This window comes from Actinomadura sp. NTSP31 (assembly GCF_041951385.1).
Lineage (GTDB): Bacteria > Actinomycetota > Actinomycetes > Streptosporangiales > Streptosporangiaceae > Spirillospora > Spirillospora napierensis.
Genome location: NZ_JBGNUT010000007.1, coordinates 210,070 through 227,649, shown reverse-complemented (window position 1 = coordinate 227,649; position 17,580 = coordinate 210,070). Strand labels below are relative to the sequence as shown.

Sequence of the window (17,580 nt, the reverse complement as noted above, 5' to 3'; positions counted from 1 at the left end):
TGACATCGGACGCGACCCGGGCGCGTCGCCGCCGTCCCGCGTGCGGGACGGCGGTCTCCGCGCAAGTGCCGGGATCCGCGGCGGGCGGACGCGGTCAGCGCGGCAGGCCGCTCGCCCGCCACGCGCTCGGGCCGCGCGGCGGCAACCCGCCGGACACGGGAGTGCGGACGAGCCGGGACCGGTCCGCCCACCGGGACGTCCGGGGCTCGCCGCCGGCGCGGGCCGCGGCGGCGGCGCGGGCCCGCGCGGTCAGCACGGCGACCAGCGCGGCGATCTCCTCGGGGGACGGGTCGCCCCGCACCACCTGCAGGAACGGCTTGTCTTCAGCGGTCACGGGTTCTCCTCGGCGGCCGGGGCCGGACGCGGCGGTCCGGCCCCGGCACGGCGTCCGTCTCGGTGCTCAGAGCGGGATGTTGCCGTGCTTCTTCGGCGGCAGCGTCTTGCGCTTCTCGCGCAGCGCCCGCAGCGCCTTGACGACCTGCCCGCGCGTCTCCGACGGCTTGATCACCGCGTCGACGTAGCCGCGGTCGGCGGCGACGTAGGGGTTGGCGAGGGTGTCCTCGTACTCGGTGATCAGCTCGGCGCGGCGGGTGTCGGGCTCGTCCGCGGCGGCCAGCTCGCGCCGGTACAGGATGTTCACCGCGCCCTGCGCGCCCATCACCGCGATCTGCGCGGTCGGCCACGCCAGGTTGATGTCGGCGCCGAGGTGCTTGGACCCCATGACGTCGTACGCGCCGCCGTACGCCTTCCGGGTGATCACGGTGACGAGCGGGACGGTGGCCTCGGCGTAGGCGTACAGCAGCTTGGCGCCGCGCCGGATGATCCCGTTCCACTCCTGGTCGGTGCCGGGCAGGAAGCCGGGGACGTCCACGAAGGTCAGCACGGGGATGTTGAACGCGTCGCAGGTCCGGACGAACCGGGCGGCCTTCTCGGAGGCGTCGATGTCGAGCGTCCCGGCGAACTGCATCGGCTGGTTCGCGACGATGCCGACCGAGTGGCCCTCGACGCGGCCGAACCCGCAGATGATGTTCGGCGCGAACAGCTCCTGGACCTCCAGGAACTCGCCGTCGTCGAGCACGTGCTCGATCGCGGTGTGCATGTCGTACGGCTGGTTCGGCGAGTCGGGGATGAGGGTGTCGAGCTCCTCGTCCACCTCCGACGGGTCGACCGGCACGGCGAACGCGGGCGCGTCCGCGAGGTTGTTGGACGGCAGGTAGGACAGCAGCGCCTTGACGTACTCGAAGGCGTCCTCCTCGTCGGACGCCTTGTAGTGCGCCACGCCGGACTTGGAGTTGTGCGAGTGCGCCCCGCCGAGCTCCTCCATGGTCACCTCTTCGCCGGTGACCGTCTTGATGACGTCCGGCCCGGTGATGAACATGTGCGAGGTCTGGTCGGCCATGACGATGAAGTCGGTGATCGCCGGGGAGTACACCGCGCCGCCCGCGCAGGGCCCGAGCACCAGCGAGATCTGTGGGATCACGCCGGAGGCGTGCACGTTCCGCTTGAAGATCTCGGCGTACAGGCCGAGCGCGACCACGCCCTCCTGGATCCGCGCGCCGCCGGAGTCGTTGATCCCGATCATCGGGCAGCCGGTCTTCAGCGCGTGGTCCATCACCTTGACGATCTTCTCGCCGAACACCTCGCCGAGGGATCCGCCGGAGACGGTGAAGTCCTGGCTGAAGACCGCCACCGGCCGGCCGTCGACCGTGCCGTATCCGGTGACGACGCCGTCGCCGTAGGGGCGGCTCTTCTCCATCCCGAAGTTGGTGGACCGGTGCCGCGCCATCTCGTCGAACTCGACGAACGAGCCGGGGTCGAGCAGCGCGTCGATCCGCTCCCGGGCCGTCATCTTGCCCTTGGCGTGCTGCTTCTCGACGGCGCGCGCCGAGCCGGCGTGCACCGCCTCGTAGCGGCGTCGTTCCAGGTCCGCGATCTTTCCCGCCGTCGTGTGGATGTCGTACTCGACCGCGGGTTCAGGGGCTTCCATCGCCATGCGGGCCAGGGTAACCGCACGCTGACCCGGGCCTTGCGGCCGGGGCCCGCTGACCGGGATGAACGGGGCCGGACCGGTGCTCGTTACGCTTGGGCGCGTGGCTACGAAGACGCGAGACATCCTCCGGCAGGACATGCCCGAACCGCTGCGCCGCGACGTCCGCCTCCTCGGCGCGATGCTCGGCGACGGGCTCGTGGAGTACGGCGGCCAGGGGCTGCTGGACGACGTCGAGCGGCTGCGCCACGCGGTGATCGCGGCCCGGCGCGGCGAGACGTCCGCGGACGAGGTCGCCGCGATCGTCGACGGCTGGACGCTGGAGCGCGCCGAGCAGGTCGCCCGCGCGTTCACCGTGTACTTCCACCTGACGAACCTCGCCGAGGAGCACCACCGGATCCGGACGCTCCGCGAGCGCGACGCCGGCGGGACCGTTCCCGGCTCGGTGGCGGCGGCCGTCGAGGAGATCCGTGCGGCGGGCGGCGACCGGCTCGCCGAGGTGATCGACGGCCTGGAGTTCCGGCCGGTCTTCACCGCGCACCCGACCGAGGCCCGCCGGCGCGCCGTGGTCACCGCGATCCAGCGGATCAGCGACCTGCTGACCGCGCTGAACGCCGGGCAGGGCGCGAGCGAGCGGGAGGAGACCGAGCGGCGGCTCCGCGAGGAGATCGACCTGCTGTGGCGGACGGCGCTGCGCCGCGGCGCCCAGATGGACCCGCTCGACGAGGTCCGCACCGCGATGGCCGCGTTCGACGAGACGATCTTCCGGGTCGTCCCGCACGTCTACCGGGCGCTCGACCGCGCCCTGGACGGCGACGGCACCGGCACCCGGCCGCCGAAGGCCCGCCCGTACCTGCGGTTCGGCAGCTGGATCGGCGGCGACCGGGACGGCAACCCCTTCGTGACCGCGCAGGTCACCCGCGACGCGATCATGATCCAGGCCGACCACGTGCTGCGCGCGCTGGAGATCGCGTGCGCGCGGATCGGCCGGGAGCTGACCGTCCACGAGTCCACGACGCCCGCCTCGGCGGGGCTGCGCAACGCGCTCGCCGCCGCCCGCACGGCGCACCCGTCCCGGCTCGCCGAGGGCGCCAAGCGGTCGCCGGGGGAGCCGCACCGCCAGTTCCTGCTGTACGCCGCGAACCGGATCGCCGCGACCCGGGAACGCGACGCCGACCTCGCCTACGCGTCCCCGGACGAGCTGCTCGCCGACCTGCGGACCGTCCAGGAGTCGCTGGCCGCCGCCGGGGCCGCCCGGCAGGCGTACGGGCGGGTCCAGCAGCTGATCTGGCAGGTCGAGACGTTCGGCTTCCACCTCGCCGAACTGGAGATCCGCCAGCACTCCGAGCTGCACGAGAAGGCCCTCGCCGAAATCCGGGCGGGCGGCGAGCTTTCGGAGATGACCGAGGAGATCCTCGAGACCCTCCGCGTCGTCGCGTGGATCCAGAAGCGCTTCGGAATCCGCGCCTGCCACCGCTACATCGTGTCGTTCACTCGGTCCGCCGAGGACATGGCCAACGTCCACGAGTTGGCCGCCTCCCTCGGCGACGGCGCGCCCGTCCTCGACGTCATCCCGCTGTTCGAGACCGGCGAGGACCTGGAGCGCGCCCCGGCCGTGCTGGAGGGGATGCTGGAGATCCCGGCCGTCCGGCGCCGGCTGGACGACACCGGCCGCCGCATGGAGGTCATGCTCGGCTACTCCGACTCCGCCAAGCAGCTCGGCCCGGCCAGCGCCACCCTGCGCCTGTACGACACGCAGGAGGCCCTCGCCGCGTGGGCGGCCCGCAACGACATCACGCTGACGCTGTTCCACGGCCGCGGCGGATCCCTCGGCCGCGGCGGCGGCCCCGCCAACCGGGCGATCCTGGCGCAGGCCCCCGGGTCCGTCGCGGGCCGCTTCAAGGTCACCGAGCAGGGCGAGGTGATCTTCGCCCGGTACGGCCGCACCGAGATCGCCGAGCGGCACGTCGAGCAGGTCACCAGCGCGGTGCTGCTGGCCTCGACCGACGCCGTCCAGGAGCGCGCCCGCGCGGCCGCCGCCCGGTTCCGGCCGCTCGCCGACAAGATCGGCGAGGCCGCCAAGGACGCGTTCCGGTCGCTGATCGAGACCGACGGCTTCGCCGCCTGGTTCGCCCGCGTCAGCCCGCTGGAGGAGATCGCCGAGCTGCGCATCGGGTCCCGCCCGGCCCGCCGCAAGGCCGCCCGCGGCCTGGAGGACCTGCGCGCCATCCCCTGGGTGTTCGCCTGGACGCAGACCCGCGTCAACCTGCCCGGCTGGTACGGGCTCGGCAGCGGCCTCGCCGCCGTCTCCGGCGACGGCCGCGACCTCGGCGAGCTCCGCGAGGCGTACGAGGCGTGGCCGCTGTTCAACACGCTGCTCGACAACGCCGAGATGAGCCTCGCCAAGTCCGACCGGGCGATCGCCGAGCGCTACCTGGCCCTCGGCGGGCGGCCCGAACTGTCCGAGTCCGTCCTCGCCGAGTACGACCGCACCCGGCGGCTCGTCCTCGCGGTCACCGGCCACGAGCGGCTGCTGGAGAACCGGCGCGTCCTGTCCCGCGCCGTCGAGCTGCGCAACCCGTACGTGGACGCGCTCTCGCACCTCCAGCTCCGCGCCCTCACCGCCCTGCGCGCCGGGGACGTCACCGACGAGGAGGAGCGCGACCACCTCGAGGCGCTGCTCCTGCTGTCGGTCAACGGCGTCGCCGCCGGCCTCCAGAACACCGGCTGATGGCGGAGGTCAGGCCCGCGGCGGCCGGCGACCGCCCGCGCGTGGAGGAGATCGTCCAGGCCGCCTACGCGCCCTGGGCGGAGATCATCGGCGTCCGTCCGATGCCCATGGACGACGACTACGCCGCGCTGATCGGGGCCGGGCACGTGTTCGTGACCGGCCCCGGCCCGGACGGCCTGATCGTCCTCATCCCCGAGGACGGCGTCCTCCTCGTCGACAACGTCGCCGTGGACCCGGCACTCCACGGCACCGGCGTCGGCACGCGCCTGCTCGCGTTCGCCGAGACCCGCGCCCGCGACCTCGGCCTGCCCCGCCTGCGCCTGATCACCAACGAGCGGATGACCGGCAACATCGCCCGCTACGGGCGCCTCGGCTACCGCGAGACCGGCCGCGAGGTCCTCAAGGGGCGCAACGTCGTCCACATGGCCAAATCGCTAGCCTGACAGGCGGTCGGCGGGGACGCCGAACGTCTCGCGCAGGCCCTGCTCGCCCGCGTCGGTGAGGTGGACGACGCGGCGGGCGCGGCCCTTGCGCAGCCAGCCGAGGTCGAACATGCGGCCGGTGACCGCGGCGCCGAGCGGGCCCGCGAGATGGTGCCGCTTCTCGCCCCAGTCGACGCAGTAGCGCACCGTCGAGCGGCGGCGCGGCAGCCTCTCGGTGTCGACGCCGAAGGCGGCCAGTTCGGCGCGCCCGCCGTCGGTGAGCCGGTAGACGGCCCGCGCGTCCGGCGCCGCGCCGGGCTCGGGGGACTCGCAGTCCAGGACGCCCCGGTCCAGCAGCGCGGCCATCAGCGTCACGCCGAGCCGCCCCGCGAGGTGGTCGTAGCACAGGCGCGCCCGCAGCAGGGCCTGCGCGCGGCTGTCGTCGCGCAGCGACCGGACGGGTAGCGGCTGGGCGATGCGCGCGAGCTGCTCCAGCGCCGCCGCGACCTCCGGGGTGGCCAGCCGGTAGTAGCGGTGCCGGCCGTCCAGTTCGGCGGTCAGCAGCTTGGCCTCGCGGAGCCTGGCCAGGTGGCCGCTGATGGTGGAGTTCGAGACGCCCGCCTCGGCGGCCAGCGCGCTGGCCGGGAGCGCGGCGCCGCCCGCCAGCGCCAGCAGCACCTTCGCGCGGGACGGGTCGCCGATCGCGGCGGCGACGCCCGCGATGTCCGTCTCGGTCCCTCTGCCGGTGTCCATGCCTCCGATCGTACGGCGCCGGTGTCGAGAACGTTTCGGCGAGCGCCGTACCGAATCGTCGTTACGTTGACGGCATGGCTCCGAAGACCGCTCCCACCAGCGCACCGCCCGCCGAGGACCGGGCCTCGCGGCTTCCCCTCACGGCCCTCTGCCTCGGGTACTTCATGGTCATCCTGGACGTCACCGTGGTCACCGTCGCCGTGCCGTCGATCGGCACCGCGCTCCACGGCGGCGTCACCGCCCTCCAATGGGTCGTGGACGGCTACACCCTCGCGTTCGCCGGGCTGCTGCTGTTCTGCGGCGGGCTCGGCGACCGGCTCGGCGGGCGGCACGTGTTCGCCGCCGGGGTCGTGGTCTTCACGCTCGCATCGGGTGCCTGCGGGGCCGCGCCGACACCGGCCGTCCTCATCGCGGCCCGGCTCGTCCAGGGCGCGGGCGCCGCGCTCATGGTGCCCGCCTCCCTCGCCCTGCTGCAGGCCGCCTACACCGGCGGCGCCGCGCGGGCCCGCGCGTTCGGCGTGTGGGGGATGGTCTCCGGCATCGCCGCCGGGGCCGGTCCCGTCCTGGGCGGCGTCCTCACCGGCGCGTTCGGCTGGCGGAGCGTCTTCCTCGTCAACCTGCCCATCGGACTCGCCGCCCTGGCGCTGGCGCTGCGGTACGTCCCGTCCCCGCCGCCGGCTTCCGGTCGCAGCGCCGGCCTGGACGTGCCGGCCCAGGCGGCGGGGGCGCTGAGCCTCACCGGCCTGGCCGCCGGGCTCAACGAGGCCGGGACCGCCGGATGGACGCATCCGCTCGTCCTCGGCGCGTTCGCGGTGTCCGTCCTCGCCCTGGCCGCGTTCCTGCTGCTGGAGCGGCGGTCCCGGGCGCCGATGCTGCCGCTGCGGCTGTTCCGGGCGGCCGAGTTCTCCGCGTCCGCCGCGATCGGCGTCCTGCTCAACCTCGGGTTCTACGGCTGGCTGTTCGCCGCCCCCCTGTACTTCCAGCGCGTCCACCACTACAGCGCGCTGCGCACCGGGCTCGCGCTGCTGCCCGCGATGGGCGTCGTCGCGGTGTCCTCCGCGCTCGCCGGGCGCGTGACCGCGCGCACCGGGCCCCGGTTCCCCATGGTCGCCGGGCTCGCGGCGGGCGCGGCCGGGCTGCTCGGCTGGCTCGCCGCCGGTACCGGCACGCCCTACCCGGTGCTGATCGTCCCGATGGCCGCGGTCGGATTCGGCACGGCCTTCACGATGCCCGCCGCGACCGCCGCCGTCATGCGGGCCGTCCCCGAGGGCAACGGCGGCGTCGCGTCCGCCGTCTTCAACACCGCCCGGCAGGCCGGAAGCGCCGTCGGCGTGGCGGTCTTCGGCACGCTCGCCGCCGCCGGCATCGTCTCCGGCGCGCACACGGGCGTGATCATCGCCGCCGCCGGCTTCGCCGCGGCCGCCCTGCTCGCCGCGCGCTTCGTCCGTGCCGCCTGAGACCCGATCAGGACGGCCAGGCGGGCTTGCGCTTCTCGTTGAACGCCGCGATGCCCTCGCGGCGGTCGGCGGAGAACGCGACGGTGCGCCAGGCGTTGTCCTCCAGGTCGAGGCCCGCCTCCAGGGAGACGCCGGCGCCGAGGCGCATGGCGCGCTTGGCGGCGCGGACGGCCGTGGGGGAGTTCCTCGCGATCACCTCGGCGATGCCGAGCGCCTCCTCGCGGACCGTCCCGGCGGGCACCTTCCGGTCGGCGAGACCGTACTCCAGGGCCTCCTCGATGCCGAGTCGGCGGCCCGTGAACACCAGGTCGGCGGCCCGGCCGGGGCCGAGCTTGCGCAGCGCCAGCTGCGTTCCGCCGCCGCCGGGGACGAGGCCGACGCCCACCTCGGGCAGCCCGAACACCGCCGACTCGTCCGCCACGACCAGGTCGGCGGACAGCGCGAACTCGCAGCCGCCGCCCAGCGCGTAGCCGCGCACCGCCGCGATCACCGGCTGCGGGAGGTTCAGGACGCCGCCGAACGCCGCGCGGAAGACGGGCCGCTGCGCGAGGAGGTCCTCGTCGGACATCGCGTTGCGCTCCTTGAGGTCCGCGCCGACGCAGAACGCCTTCTCGCCCGCCGCGCTCAGCACCACGGCCCGCACGGACGCATCGTCGGCGACCTCGCGGCACACCCCGGCCAGCCGCCGCGCCATCGCCGTCGACAGGGCGTTGAGGGCCTCGGGCCGGTCCAGCACGATCTCCGCGACGTGCCCGTCGCGCCGCAGCGTCACACCATCCATGGGGGCGACCCTAGCCGTGCCCGCACCGCCCGGGGAGGGCGGGGAGTGCGGGAGATCGGGGCACGCGTGAGGTTGGATGGACGGGTGAGCGAATCGTCTTATGGGAACCTCGACCGCCCGCCGCTGCACGAGGCGGCGCTGCGGCGCGCGCTCGTCCACGAGGGCGGGCTGTGGCGGGAGGTGCGCGTCGTGCCGGAGACCGGGTCGACGAACGCCGACCTCGCCGTCCGGGCCCGGGAGGGGGCGCCGGAGGGGACCGTGCTGGTGACCGAGCTGCAGACGGCGGGCCGCGGGCGGCTCGGCCGGTCCTGGACGGCGCCGCCGCGCTCGGGGCTGATGTTCTCCCTGCTGCTGCGGCCGGACGTGCCGGTGCCGCTGCTCGGCTGGCTGCCGCTGCTGACGGGCGTCGCGGTCGCCACGGCGGTCCGCCGGATGACCGCGTTCGCCGAGTCGGGGGACCGGTTCTTCGGCGGCGCCGACGGCGACGCGACGGTGGACGCCCGGCTGAAGTGGCCGAACGACCTGCTGGTCGGGGACCGCAAGCTCGCCGGGATCCTGGCCGAGAAGGTCGACGGCGCGCTGATCGTCGGCGTCGGGCTGAACGTGGGGCTGCGCGCGGAGGAGCTGCCGGTGCCGACCGCGACGTCCCTGGCGATCGAGGGCGCGCCGCTCACCGACCGGGCGCCGCTGCTGCGCGCGATCCTGCGCGAGATGCGGACGTGGTACGGCGAGTGGACGATGCTGGGCGGCGACCCGGAGTCCAGCGGGCTCCGCACCGCCTACAAGGACCTGTGCGCGACGCTCGGCCGCCGCGTCCGGGTGGAGCTGCCGGCGGAGCAGACGCTGGAGGGGACGGCGCGGGACGTCGACGGGTCGGGCCGGCTGGTGGTCGAGGGGCCGCGCGGGGACGTCGCGGTGAACGCCGGCGACGTGGTGCACGTCCGGTGAACACCGCAGGTCGGTGCGCTGCGTCACGTCGGATCTGCAACGATATGGGGGGTACCGATCCACGACGCGGGCGGCGGGGTTCCCCCGCGCCGGCGGACTGAGGGGCGGAAGATGGCGCGCGGACTGCCGGATCCTAAGGAGATCGAGGAGCTGCTCCTCGGCGGCGAGCTCCGCTACACGCGCGTCGACGCCGTCCGCTTGTCGGGGGTGTCGCGGGACTTCACCGGGCGGGTGTGGCGGGCGTTCGGGTATCCGTCGATGCCGGACGACGCGGTCGCCTACACCGAGGGCGACGTGGCGGCGCTGTGCCGCCTGCGCCGGCTCATGGAGGAGGGCGTGCTGGACGAGGACGGGGTGATCCGCCTCATCCGGGCGTTCGGGCAGACCATGACGCGGCTGGCGGAGTGGCAGGTCAACCTGATGCGGGAGATGGTCGCGCCGGACCCCAACGAGGCGCCGTCCGCGGAGGCGGTCGGGACGATCATGGAGATCGCCGACAAGCACATCGACGAGTTCGAGCCGCTGGTGGTGCACGCGTGGCGGCGGCAGCTGGCCGCGGCGGGGACGCGGGCGATCGCGTCGGCGGCGACCCGGGAGAACGGGGACCCGGCCGGCCGCCCGCGCACCACCGTCGGGTTCGCCGACATGGTGTCGTTCACGCAGGTCAGCCGGGAGCTGGAGGAGATCGAGCTGGCCCGGGTGGTGGAGTGGTTCGAGGAGACCGCCGCCGACATCATCGCCGCGTGCGGGGGCCGGCTGGTGAAGACGCTGGGCGACGAGGTGCTGTTCAGCGCGGAGTCGCCGGCGGTCGGCGCGGAGATCGCGCTGACGATCGCGGCGGCGATCCAGGACGAGACGGAGGTGCCGGACGTGCGGGTCGGGGTGGCGCACGGGCCGGTCCTGCCGCTGATGGGGGACGTGTTCGGCACCACGGTGAACCTCGCGGCGCGGCTGACGGCGCTGGCCCGGCCGGGCTCGGTGGTGATCGACAGCGAGCTGGCGGCGCGGCTGGAGTCCGAGCCGGCCTACGCGATCACCCGGATCGTCCGGCGGCCCGTCCAGGGGCTCGGCATCGTGCAGCCGTTCGTGCTGCGCCGCGCGCCGCGCCGCGAGGACGGGCCGCCGGGCGAGGGCGGCCGCTAGGCCGGGTCACACCGGCTTGCTGATCTCCTCGCCGGGCGCGTCGGTGAGGCGCTGCAGGTAGTTCTGCTCGCCCAGGGCCTGCACCAGGCTCAGCTCGGTCTCCAGGTAGTCGATGTGGTACTCCTCGTCGGCGAGGATGTCCTCGAAGATCCGCGCGGACGTGACGTCGCCGCGCGAGCGCATCAGCTCGATCCCGGGCCGCAGCCGCGCGACGGCCTCCATCTCGACCTCGAGGTCGGCCTTGAGCTGCTCGACCACGGTCTGGCCGATCCGCAGGGTGCCGAGCTTCTGGTAGTTCGGCAGGCCCTCCAGGAACAGGATCCGGTCGGTGAGCCGCTCGGCGTGCCGCATCTCGTCGATCGACTCGTCGCGGGTGTGCTTCGCTATCCGGGTGAAGCCCCAGTTCTCCTGCATCTTGGAGTGCAGGAAGTACTGGTTGATGGCCGTCAGTTCCGCGGTGAGCTGCTCGTTGAGCAGCGCGATGATGTCCTTGTCGCCTTCCATGGGCCACATGCTTCCACAGTGGGCAGCAGTGATCGCCGCAGCGGCACGTGTTCGCCGGCCGGTGGCGGGCCGTGCGGGTGGCGGCGGCGGCTCAGGCGGCGGTGGGCGGTGCGGCTCCCTTCGGCGCGGGCGGGGCGAACCCTTCCGCGGCGGCCGGCTCCGCGGTGGCCGGGACGCCGGGCGCGGCCGGGACGCCGGGCGCGGCCGGGGCGGCGGGCGCGTCGGGGACGGCGGCGAGGGGCAGGGGGCCGCCGGTCAGGGCGTCGGCGAACTCGCTGGCGGTGCGGTACTGGCTGACCATGGCGTGCAGCCGCTTGGTGCAGGAGCCGCAGCCGGGCTTGAAGCCGCAGGCCGCCTTGACCTCCTTGGCCGTGCCGCAGGCGCCGCCGGCCAGGCAGCCGTGCACGTCGTCCTCCGTTATCGCGTTGCAGACGCAGACGTACATCCGGTGGGGAACCTTCCGTGCGGCTAGCAGGACCGGCGTGCCTGACCTGGCCCTTTAGGGCACCCTCATTAAGGTAAGGCTCCCCTAAGGTAACCCACCGATGTCCGATCTGGCCAGTGGGCTCCCAATCGGTGTGATTCAGCCCTCATGGGGAAGGGCTTCCGTCGGTACGACGGGAGGGCGGGACAGTGGCACAGGTATGGCCGGGCGATGCGTACCCCCTCGGAGCCCGGTTCGACGGCGCGGGCACGAACTTCGCCGTCTTCTCCGAGGCGGCCGAGCGGGTGGAGCTCTGCCTGTTCGACGGACCGACGGGCGATGGGGAGGAGACGCGGCTGGCGCTGCCGGAGGTCGACGCGTTCGTCTGGCACGGATACCTGCCCGGGGTGATGCCGGGCAGGCGGTACGGGTTCCGGGTGCACGGGCCGTACGACCCGCCGCGCGGCCTGCGGTGCAACCCGGCCAAGCTGCTGCTCGACCCCTACGCGCAGGCGATCGAGGGACGCGTCGACTGGGACGAGTCGTGCTTCGGCTACCGGTTCGGCGACCCGTGGTCGAGCAACGACCTGGACTCGGCCGGGCACACGATGCGCTCGGTGGTCGTCAGCCCGTACTTCGACTGGGGCGACGACCGGCCGCCGCGGATCCCCTACCACGAGACGGTGATCTACGAGGCGCACGTCAAGGGCCTCACCGCCCGGCATCCGGACATCCCGCCGGCGCTGCGCGGCACCTACGCCGGCCTCGCCCACCCGGTGATCATCGACCACCTGAAGTCGATCGGCGTCACGGCGGTGGAGCTGATGCCGGTGCACCAGTTCGTCCACGACGACGCGCTGATCCGCCGGGGACTGCGGAACTACTGGGGCTACAACACCATCGGGTTCTTCGCGCCGCACGGCGAGTACTCCTCGTCGGGGGAGCGCGGCGAGCAGGTGCTGGAGTTCAAGGCGATGGTGAAGGCGCTGCACGAGGCGGACATCGAGGTGATCCTCGACGTGGTCTACAACCACACCGCCGAGGGCAACCACCTCGGGCCGACGCTGTCGTTCCGGGGGATCGACAACGCCTCGTACTACCGGCTCACCGACGGCGACCAGCGCTACTACATGGACACCACGGGCACCGGGAACAGCCTGCTGATGCGCAGCCCGCACGTCCTGCAGCTGATCATGGACTCGCTGCGGTTCTGGGTGACGGAGATGCACGTCGACGGGTTCCGCTTCGACCTGGCGGCGACGCTGGCCCGCGAGCTGCACGAGGTGGACCGGCTGTCGGCGTTCTTCGACCTCGTCCAGCAGGACCCGGTGGTCTCGCAGGTCAAGCTGATCGCCGAGCCGTGGGACGTGGGGGAGGGCGGCTACCAGGTCGGCAACTTCCCGCCGCTGTGGACGGAGTGGAACGGCAAGTACCGGGACACGGTGCGCGACTACTGGCGCGGGCAGCCGGGCACGCTGCCCGACTTCGCGTCCCGGCTGACCGGGTCGTCCGACCTGTACGCCGACGACGGCCGCCGCCCGATCGCCTCGATCAACTTCGCGACCTGCCACGACGGGTTCACCCTGCACGACCTGGTGTCGTACAACGGCAAGCACAACGACGCCAACGGCGAGGCCAACCGGGACGGCAGCGACGACAACCGCTCGTGGAACTGCGGCTACGAGGGCCCGGTCGACGACCTCGACATCGTGGCGCTGCGGGAACGGCAGAAGCGCAACTTCCTGACCACGCTGTTCCTGTCGCAGGGCGTCCCGATGCTGCTGCACGGCGACGAGCTGGGCCGCACCCAGCAGGGCAACAACAACGCCTACTGCCAGGACACCGAGATCTCCTGGGTCGACTGGACCGGCCTGCACGAGGAGACCTTCTTCGACGAGCGCGGACCGCTGCTCGACTTCGTCCGGCGGCTGTCGAAGCTGCGGACCCGGCACCCGGTGTTCCGGCGCCGCCGGTTCTTCGTCGGCGACCGGCCGTCGGCGGCGCGCGGCGCCGACTCCGACGCGCTGCCCGACCTGGTGTGGTTCACCCCCGGCGGCGACGAGATGGACGACGAGGACTGGACCGCCGGGTTCAACAAGTCGCTGAACGTGTTCCTCAACGGCGAGGCGATCGGCGAGCCCGACCGGCGCGGCCGGCAGGTCCGCGACGACTCGTTCCTGCTGCTGGTCAGCGCGCACGACGGGGAGCTGACGTTCGCGCTGCCGCCCGCCTCGTACGGCCAGATGTGGGCCAAGGTGCTCGACACCGCCGACCCGTTGCTCGCCGAGGAGGAGTCCCCCGTGGTGAAGGCCGGAGAGTCCGTGCGGGTCGCCGCCCGCTCCATCCAGGTGCTGCGCCGTGTCTGACGACGTTCCCCCCGAGCGCACCGCACCCCCGTCCGGCACGTACCGGCTCCAGCTGCGCGGCACGCCCGACGGCCGCTTCGGGTTCGACGAGGCCGCCGCGCTGGCCCCCTACCTGGCGGCGCTGGGCGTGTCGCACGTGTACCTGTCGCCGATCCTGCAGGCCGCGCCGGGGTCCACGCACGGCTACGACGTGGTCGACCACTCGAAGCTGTCGGAGGAACTGGGCGGCGGCGAGGCGTTCGGCGCGATGGCGCAGCGGTTCCGCGCGCACGGGCTGCGGGTGCTGGTCGACCTCGTCCCGAACCACATGGCGGTGCCGGTGCCGCCCGACCTGAACCTGCCGCTCAACGCCGTCCTGGCGGAGGGGCCGTCGTCGCCGTACGCCAAGTGGTTCGACGTCGACTGGGAGGCGGGCGGCGGGCGGATCGTCCTGCCCGGGCAGGGGGAGCCGAACTACCGCCGGTTCTTCGACATCTCGGGGCTGATCGGGCTGCGGCAGGAGGACCCGGAGGTCTTCGAGCGGACGCACGCGCTGCTGCTCGGCCTCGTCGGGCAGGGGCTGGTGGACGGCCTGCGCGTCGACCACCCGGACGGCCTCGCCGACCCGCGCGCCTACCTGCGCCGCCTCGCGGGCGCCCTGCATGACGCCCTGCCTGACGCCGGGGCGGACGCCGGGGCGGACCGCTGGCTGCTGGTGGAGAAGATCACCGAGGGGGAGGAGCGGCTGCCGGTGGACTGGCCGTGCGCGGGCACGACCGGCTACGACTCGCTCGGCATGATCGGCGGCCTGTTCGTCGACCCGGCCGGGGAGAAGCCGCTCACCGACCTCTACGTGTCCCTGACCGGTGGCCCGGCGGGCTTCGAGGAGGTCGAGCACGACGCCCGCCTGCACGCCGCGACGCACGGCATGAAGCCGGAGATGGATCGGCTGATGCGCGTCCTCGCCCGCGTGGTGGGGCGACGGGACGCGGACCTGGAACGGGCCTTGCGGGAGCTGCTCGTGGCGATGCCCGTCTACCGCGCCTACGTCGTCCCCGGTGAGGACCCGCCGCCGCAGGCCGTGGGCGTCCTGAACGAGGGCGCCCAGAGAGCGCGCGGGCACCTGCCGGAGGATCTGCACCCCGCACTGGAAACGGTGGTGGACCTGGCGCTCGGACGGGGTGAGAAGTCCGATCCCGAGTTCATCGTGAGGTTCCAGCAGACGTCGGCCCCACTGGCCGCCAAGGGCGTGGAGGACACCGCCTTCTACCGCTGGAACCGCATGGCCGCGCTGAACGAGGTGGGCGGCGACCCCGCACGCTTCTCCGTGAGCCAGGTCGACTTCCACGCCCACTGCATCCGGCTCGCGCGGGACTGGCCGTCCACGATGACGACGCTGTCCACCCACGACACCAAGCGCCAGGAGGACGTGCGGGCGCGGCTGGCCGTCCTGTCGGAACTGCCGGAGGAGTGGGCCGACGCGGTGAACCGGTGGCGCTCCTGGTGGGGCCCCGCCGAGTCGCCGATGGAACCGGACCTGGAATACCTGTTGTGGCAGACGCTCGTGGGCGCGTGGCCGATCACCCCCGACCGTCTGCAGGAATTCCTCGTCAAGGCCATGCGCGAAGCCAAGACGCGGACATCCTGGGCGGACCAGGACCCGGCCTACGAGAACGGGGCCCTCGGCTACGCGCGGCGCGTCCTGGAGGACCCCGACCTCGTCACCGACGTGACCGCCTTCGTCGCGCGGCTCGACCCGTACGCGCGCGTGAACGCGCTGGGGCAGAAGCTCGTCCAGCTGTCGATGCCGGGCGTCCCCGACGTCTACCAGGGTTGCGAGCTGACCGGCCTGGCGCTGGTCGACCCCGACAACCGGCGGCCGGTGGACTACGGGCGGCGCCGCGAGCGGCTGCACCGGCTCGACACCGGCCGCCCGCCCAAGGACGTCGACGACGAGAAGCTGCTGGTGACGTCGCGGACGCTGCGGCTGCGCCGGTCGCATCCGCGGTGGTTCGGCCCCCCGGCGGGCCATGAGCCGGTTCCCGTGGCCGGACCCGCCGCCGACCACGTCGTGGCGTTCCGGCGGGGCGCCGCCGTCGCGCTCGCCACCCGGCTGCCGGCGGGCCTGGAGCGCCGGGGCGGCTGGGACGGGACGGAGGTGGACGTCGGCCGGCAGGGCTGGCGCGACGTCCTCACCGGCGTCACGCACTGGGGCCCGCGCCTGGACGCCGCCGCCGTGTTCGCGCATCTTCCCGTCGCGCTGATCGTCCCCCGGGAGATCGACAGGTGAGTGAGCGTTTCGAGGTCTGGGCCCCGGAGGCCCGGCAGGTCGACGTCGTCATCGCCGGCGACCGGCATCCCATGGCGCCGGTGGAGGGACGGTCCGGCTGGTGGGCGGCCGAGGTCGCCGGCGCCGGCCACGGGACCGGCTACGCCTTCGCCCTGGACGGCGCCGCCGAGCCCCTTCCCGATCCGCGTTCCCTGTGGCAGCCCGACGGCGTGCACGGCCCCAGCCACGTCTACGAGCACGGCAGGTTCGACTGGACGGACGGCCAATGGCGCGGGCGACCGCTCCCCGGAAGCGTCCTGTACGAGATGCACGTCGGCACGTTCACCCCGGAAGGGACGTTCGACGCGGCGATCGAGAGGCTCGACCATCTCGTCGCGCTAGGAATCGACGCCGTGGAGATCCTTCCCGTCGCGTCCTTTCCAGGGCACCACGGGTGGGGTTACGACGGCGCCTGCCTATGGGCGCCCCATGAACCCTATGGCGGCCCGGACGGGCTGAAGCGTTTCGTGAACGCCGCTCATGGACGCGGCCTCGCTGTCGTACTCGACGTCGTCTACAACCATCTCGGACCCGACGGCAACCACCTGGGCGACTACGGCCCCTACTTCACCAGCGCGCACAGCACCCCTTGGGGCGACGCGGTCAACTTCGACCAGGACGGCTCGGACGAGGTCCGCGCCTTCGCCATAGAGAACGCGTTGATGTGGCTGCGCGACTACCACTTCGACGGGCTGCGTCTGGACGCCGTCCATGCCATCACCGACCACAGTGCCGTCCACATACTGGAAGAGATGGCGGGCGCGGTATCGGCTTTGTCCGCGCATCTGGGACGCGAGTTGTTCCTCATAGCGGAATCCGACCTGAACGACCCGCGCCTGGTCACGGCGAGGGAAGCAGGCGGATACGGGCTCGACGCGCAGTGGAGTGACGATTTCCATCACGCTTTGCACGCCGCGCTGACGGGTGAACGTCAGGGCTATTACTGCGACTTCGGCTCCATGGAAACCCTCAAGAAGGCGCTCACCCGGGTGTTCGTCCACGACGGGACGATGTCGACTTACCGGGGGCACCGTCATGGCCGTCCTGTGGACGTCGAAATGATGCCCGCGCACCGGTTCCTCGGTTTTCTGCAGAACCACGACCAGGTCGGTAACAGGGGCGCAGGGGACCGTATAGGCGCCGTCCTCGCCGGGAACGGACTGTCCCCAGGATTGCTCAAGGCGGGCGCGGCGCTGCTCATCCTTGCGCCGTTCACGCCCATGCTCTTCATGGGCGAGGAATGGGGCGCGTCCACTCCCTGGTGCTACTTCACCGACCACCGCGACCCGGACCTGGCGCGGGCCGTCAGTGAGGGCCGGCGCAGGGAGTTCTCCCGGCACGGCTGGACCGGCGAGGTCCCCGATCCACAGGCTGTGGACACCTTCCGGCGGTCCGTCCTCGACTGGGAGGAGCCCGCCAAGGAACCGCACGCCGACCTGCTGGACTGGCACCGGTCGCTGATCGCATTGCGCCGCCAACGGCCTGAGTTGAACGACCCGCGGCTGGCCGCGGTGTCGGTCGAGATCGGCACCGGCGACGCCGGAGGCGGGCGCTGGCTGACGATGCGGCGCGGCGCCCTGCGCGTCGCGGTGAATCTGGGGGACGGCCCCGTCCGGCTCCCGCTGCCGGGCGGCGAGGGCCGCGTGCTCCTCGCCTCAGATCCGGCAATACGGATGGAAACCGGCGTCAAGGGCGATTCCAATTCACCGGTCCTGCTCCTCCCCGGAGCGTCGGCGGCGGTTCTCGAGTGACCGTT

Annotated in this window: 14 protein-coding genes; 8 read left to right on the top strand and 6 right to left on the bottom strand. The window is 73.2% G+C overall.

The genetic code is table 11. The annotated features are described in order from the left end of the window. Positions 1–94: 94 nt before the first annotated feature. On the bottom strand, positions 95–334 hold the full coding sequence (locus tag ACA514_RS14750) for an acyl-CoA carboxylase subunit epsilon (RefSeq protein ID WP_375041666.1): 240 nt from the start codon (positions 332–334) through the stop codon (positions 95–97). 66 nt (positions 335–400) lie between these two features. Beyond that, on the bottom strand, positions 401–1,993 hold the full coding sequence (locus tag ACA514_RS14745) for an acyl-CoA carboxylase subunit beta (protein WP_375041665.1): 1,593 nt from the start codon (positions 1,991–1,993) through the stop codon (positions 401–403). A gap of 133 nt (positions 1,994–2,126) precedes the next feature. On the opposite strand from ACA514_RS14745, the gene ACA514_RS14740 reads away from it, so the two are divergent. Both ACA514_RS14740 and ACA514_RS14735 read left to right on the top strand, forming a co-directional pair. Further along, entirely contained in the window at positions 2,127–4,718 is a 2,592-nt protein-coding gene (locus ACA514_RS14740; protein WP_375041771.1) for a phosphoenolpyruvate carboxylase, read from the top strand. Continuing rightward, on the top strand, positions 4,718–5,161 hold the full coding sequence (locus ACA514_RS14735) for a GNAT family N-acetyltransferase (RefSeq protein ID WP_375041664.1): 444 nt from the start codon (positions 4,718–4,720) through the stop codon (positions 5,159–5,161). Before ACA514_RS14740 ends, ACA514_RS14735 begins: the two co-directional genes overlap by 1 nt. Here ACA514_RS14735 and ACA514_RS14730 read toward each other — a convergent pair. Next, positions 5,153–5,893 (bottom strand): ArsR/SmtB family transcription factor, encoded by a 741-nt coding sequence (locus tag ACA514_RS14730; protein WP_375041663.1) that lies wholly within the window; start codon positions 5,891–5,893, stop codon positions 5,153–5,155. The genes ACA514_RS14735 and ACA514_RS14730 overlap by 9 nt on opposite strands. Before the next feature lie 74 nt (positions 5,894–5,967). Between ACA514_RS14730 and ACA514_RS14725 the strand changes: the two genes are divergently transcribed. Then, positions 5,968–7,350 carry an MFS transporter gene (locus tag ACA514_RS14725; protein WP_375041662.1) on the top strand — a complete coding sequence of 461 codons (1,383 nt, stop codon included), beginning with the start codon at positions 5,968–5,970 and terminating at the stop codon, positions 7,348–7,350. Positions 7,351–7,357: 7 nt separating this feature from the next. Here ACA514_RS14725 and ACA514_RS14720 read toward each other — a convergent pair whose 3' ends face one another. Then, positions 7,358–8,131 carry an enoyl-CoA hydratase/isomerase family protein gene (locus ACA514_RS14720; RefSeq protein WP_375041661.1) on the bottom strand — a complete coding sequence of 258 codons (774 nt, stop codon included), beginning with the start codon at positions 8,129–8,131 and terminating at the stop codon, positions 7,358–7,360. 84 nt (positions 8,132–8,215) lie between these two features. Here ACA514_RS14720 and ACA514_RS14715 point away from each other — a divergent pair, with 84 nt between their 5' ends. Together ACA514_RS14715 and ACA514_RS14710 are read left to right on the top strand one after the other, a co-directional pair. After that, positions 8,216–9,079, top strand: coding sequence for a biotin--[acetyl-CoA-carboxylase] ligase (locus ACA514_RS14715; protein WP_375041660.1), 864 nt, complete (start codon positions 8,216–8,218; stop codon positions 9,077–9,079). Between the two features lie 111 nt (positions 9,080–9,190). Next, complete coding sequence (locus ACA514_RS14710; RefSeq protein ID WP_375041659.1) at positions 9,191–10,222, top strand: adenylate/guanylate cyclase domain-containing protein; 1,032 nt, start codon at positions 9,191–9,193, stop codon at positions 10,220–10,222. A 6-nt stretch (positions 10,223–10,228) separates the two neighbouring features. Here ACA514_RS14710 and bfr read toward each other — a convergent pair whose 3' ends face one another. Both bfr and ACA514_RS14700 read right to left on the bottom strand, forming a co-directional pair. Then, positions 10,229–10,726, bottom strand: coding sequence for a bacterioferritin (bfr, locus tag ACA514_RS14705; RefSeq protein WP_344263693.1), 498 nt, complete (start codon positions 10,724–10,726; stop codon positions 10,229–10,231). Positions 10,727–10,817: 91 nt separating this feature from the next. Further along, on the bottom strand, positions 10,818–11,171 hold the full coding sequence (locus ACA514_RS14700) for a bacterioferritin-associated ferredoxin (RefSeq protein ID WP_375041658.1): 354 nt from the start codon (positions 11,169–11,171) through the stop codon (positions 10,818–10,820). 188 nt (positions 11,172–11,359) lie between these two features. On the opposite strand from ACA514_RS14700, the gene glgX reads away from it, so the two are divergent. The 3 genes from glgX to treZ are packed head-to-tail and all read left to right on the top strand — an operon-like array spanning position 11,360 to position 17,575. Further along, complete coding sequence (gene glgX, locus ACA514_RS14695) at positions 11,360–13,516, top strand: glycogen debranching protein GlgX (protein WP_375041657.1); 2,157 nt, start codon at positions 11,360–11,362, stop codon at positions 13,514–13,516. Next, positions 13,509–15,785, top strand: a complete 2,277-nt coding sequence (gene treY / locus ACA514_RS14690) for a malto-oligosyltrehalose synthase (protein WP_375041656.1) — start codon at positions 13,509–13,511, stop codon at positions 15,783–15,785. The genes glgX and treY overlap by 8 nt, the downstream gene beginning before the upstream one ends. Beyond that, positions 15,782–17,575, top strand: a complete 1,794-nt coding sequence (gene treZ, locus ACA514_RS14685; protein ID WP_375041655.1) for a malto-oligosyltrehalose trehalohydrolase — start codon at positions 15,782–15,784, stop codon at positions 17,573–17,575. Before treY ends, treZ begins: the two co-directional genes overlap by 4 nt. Positions 17,576–17,580: the final 5 nt, after the last annotated feature.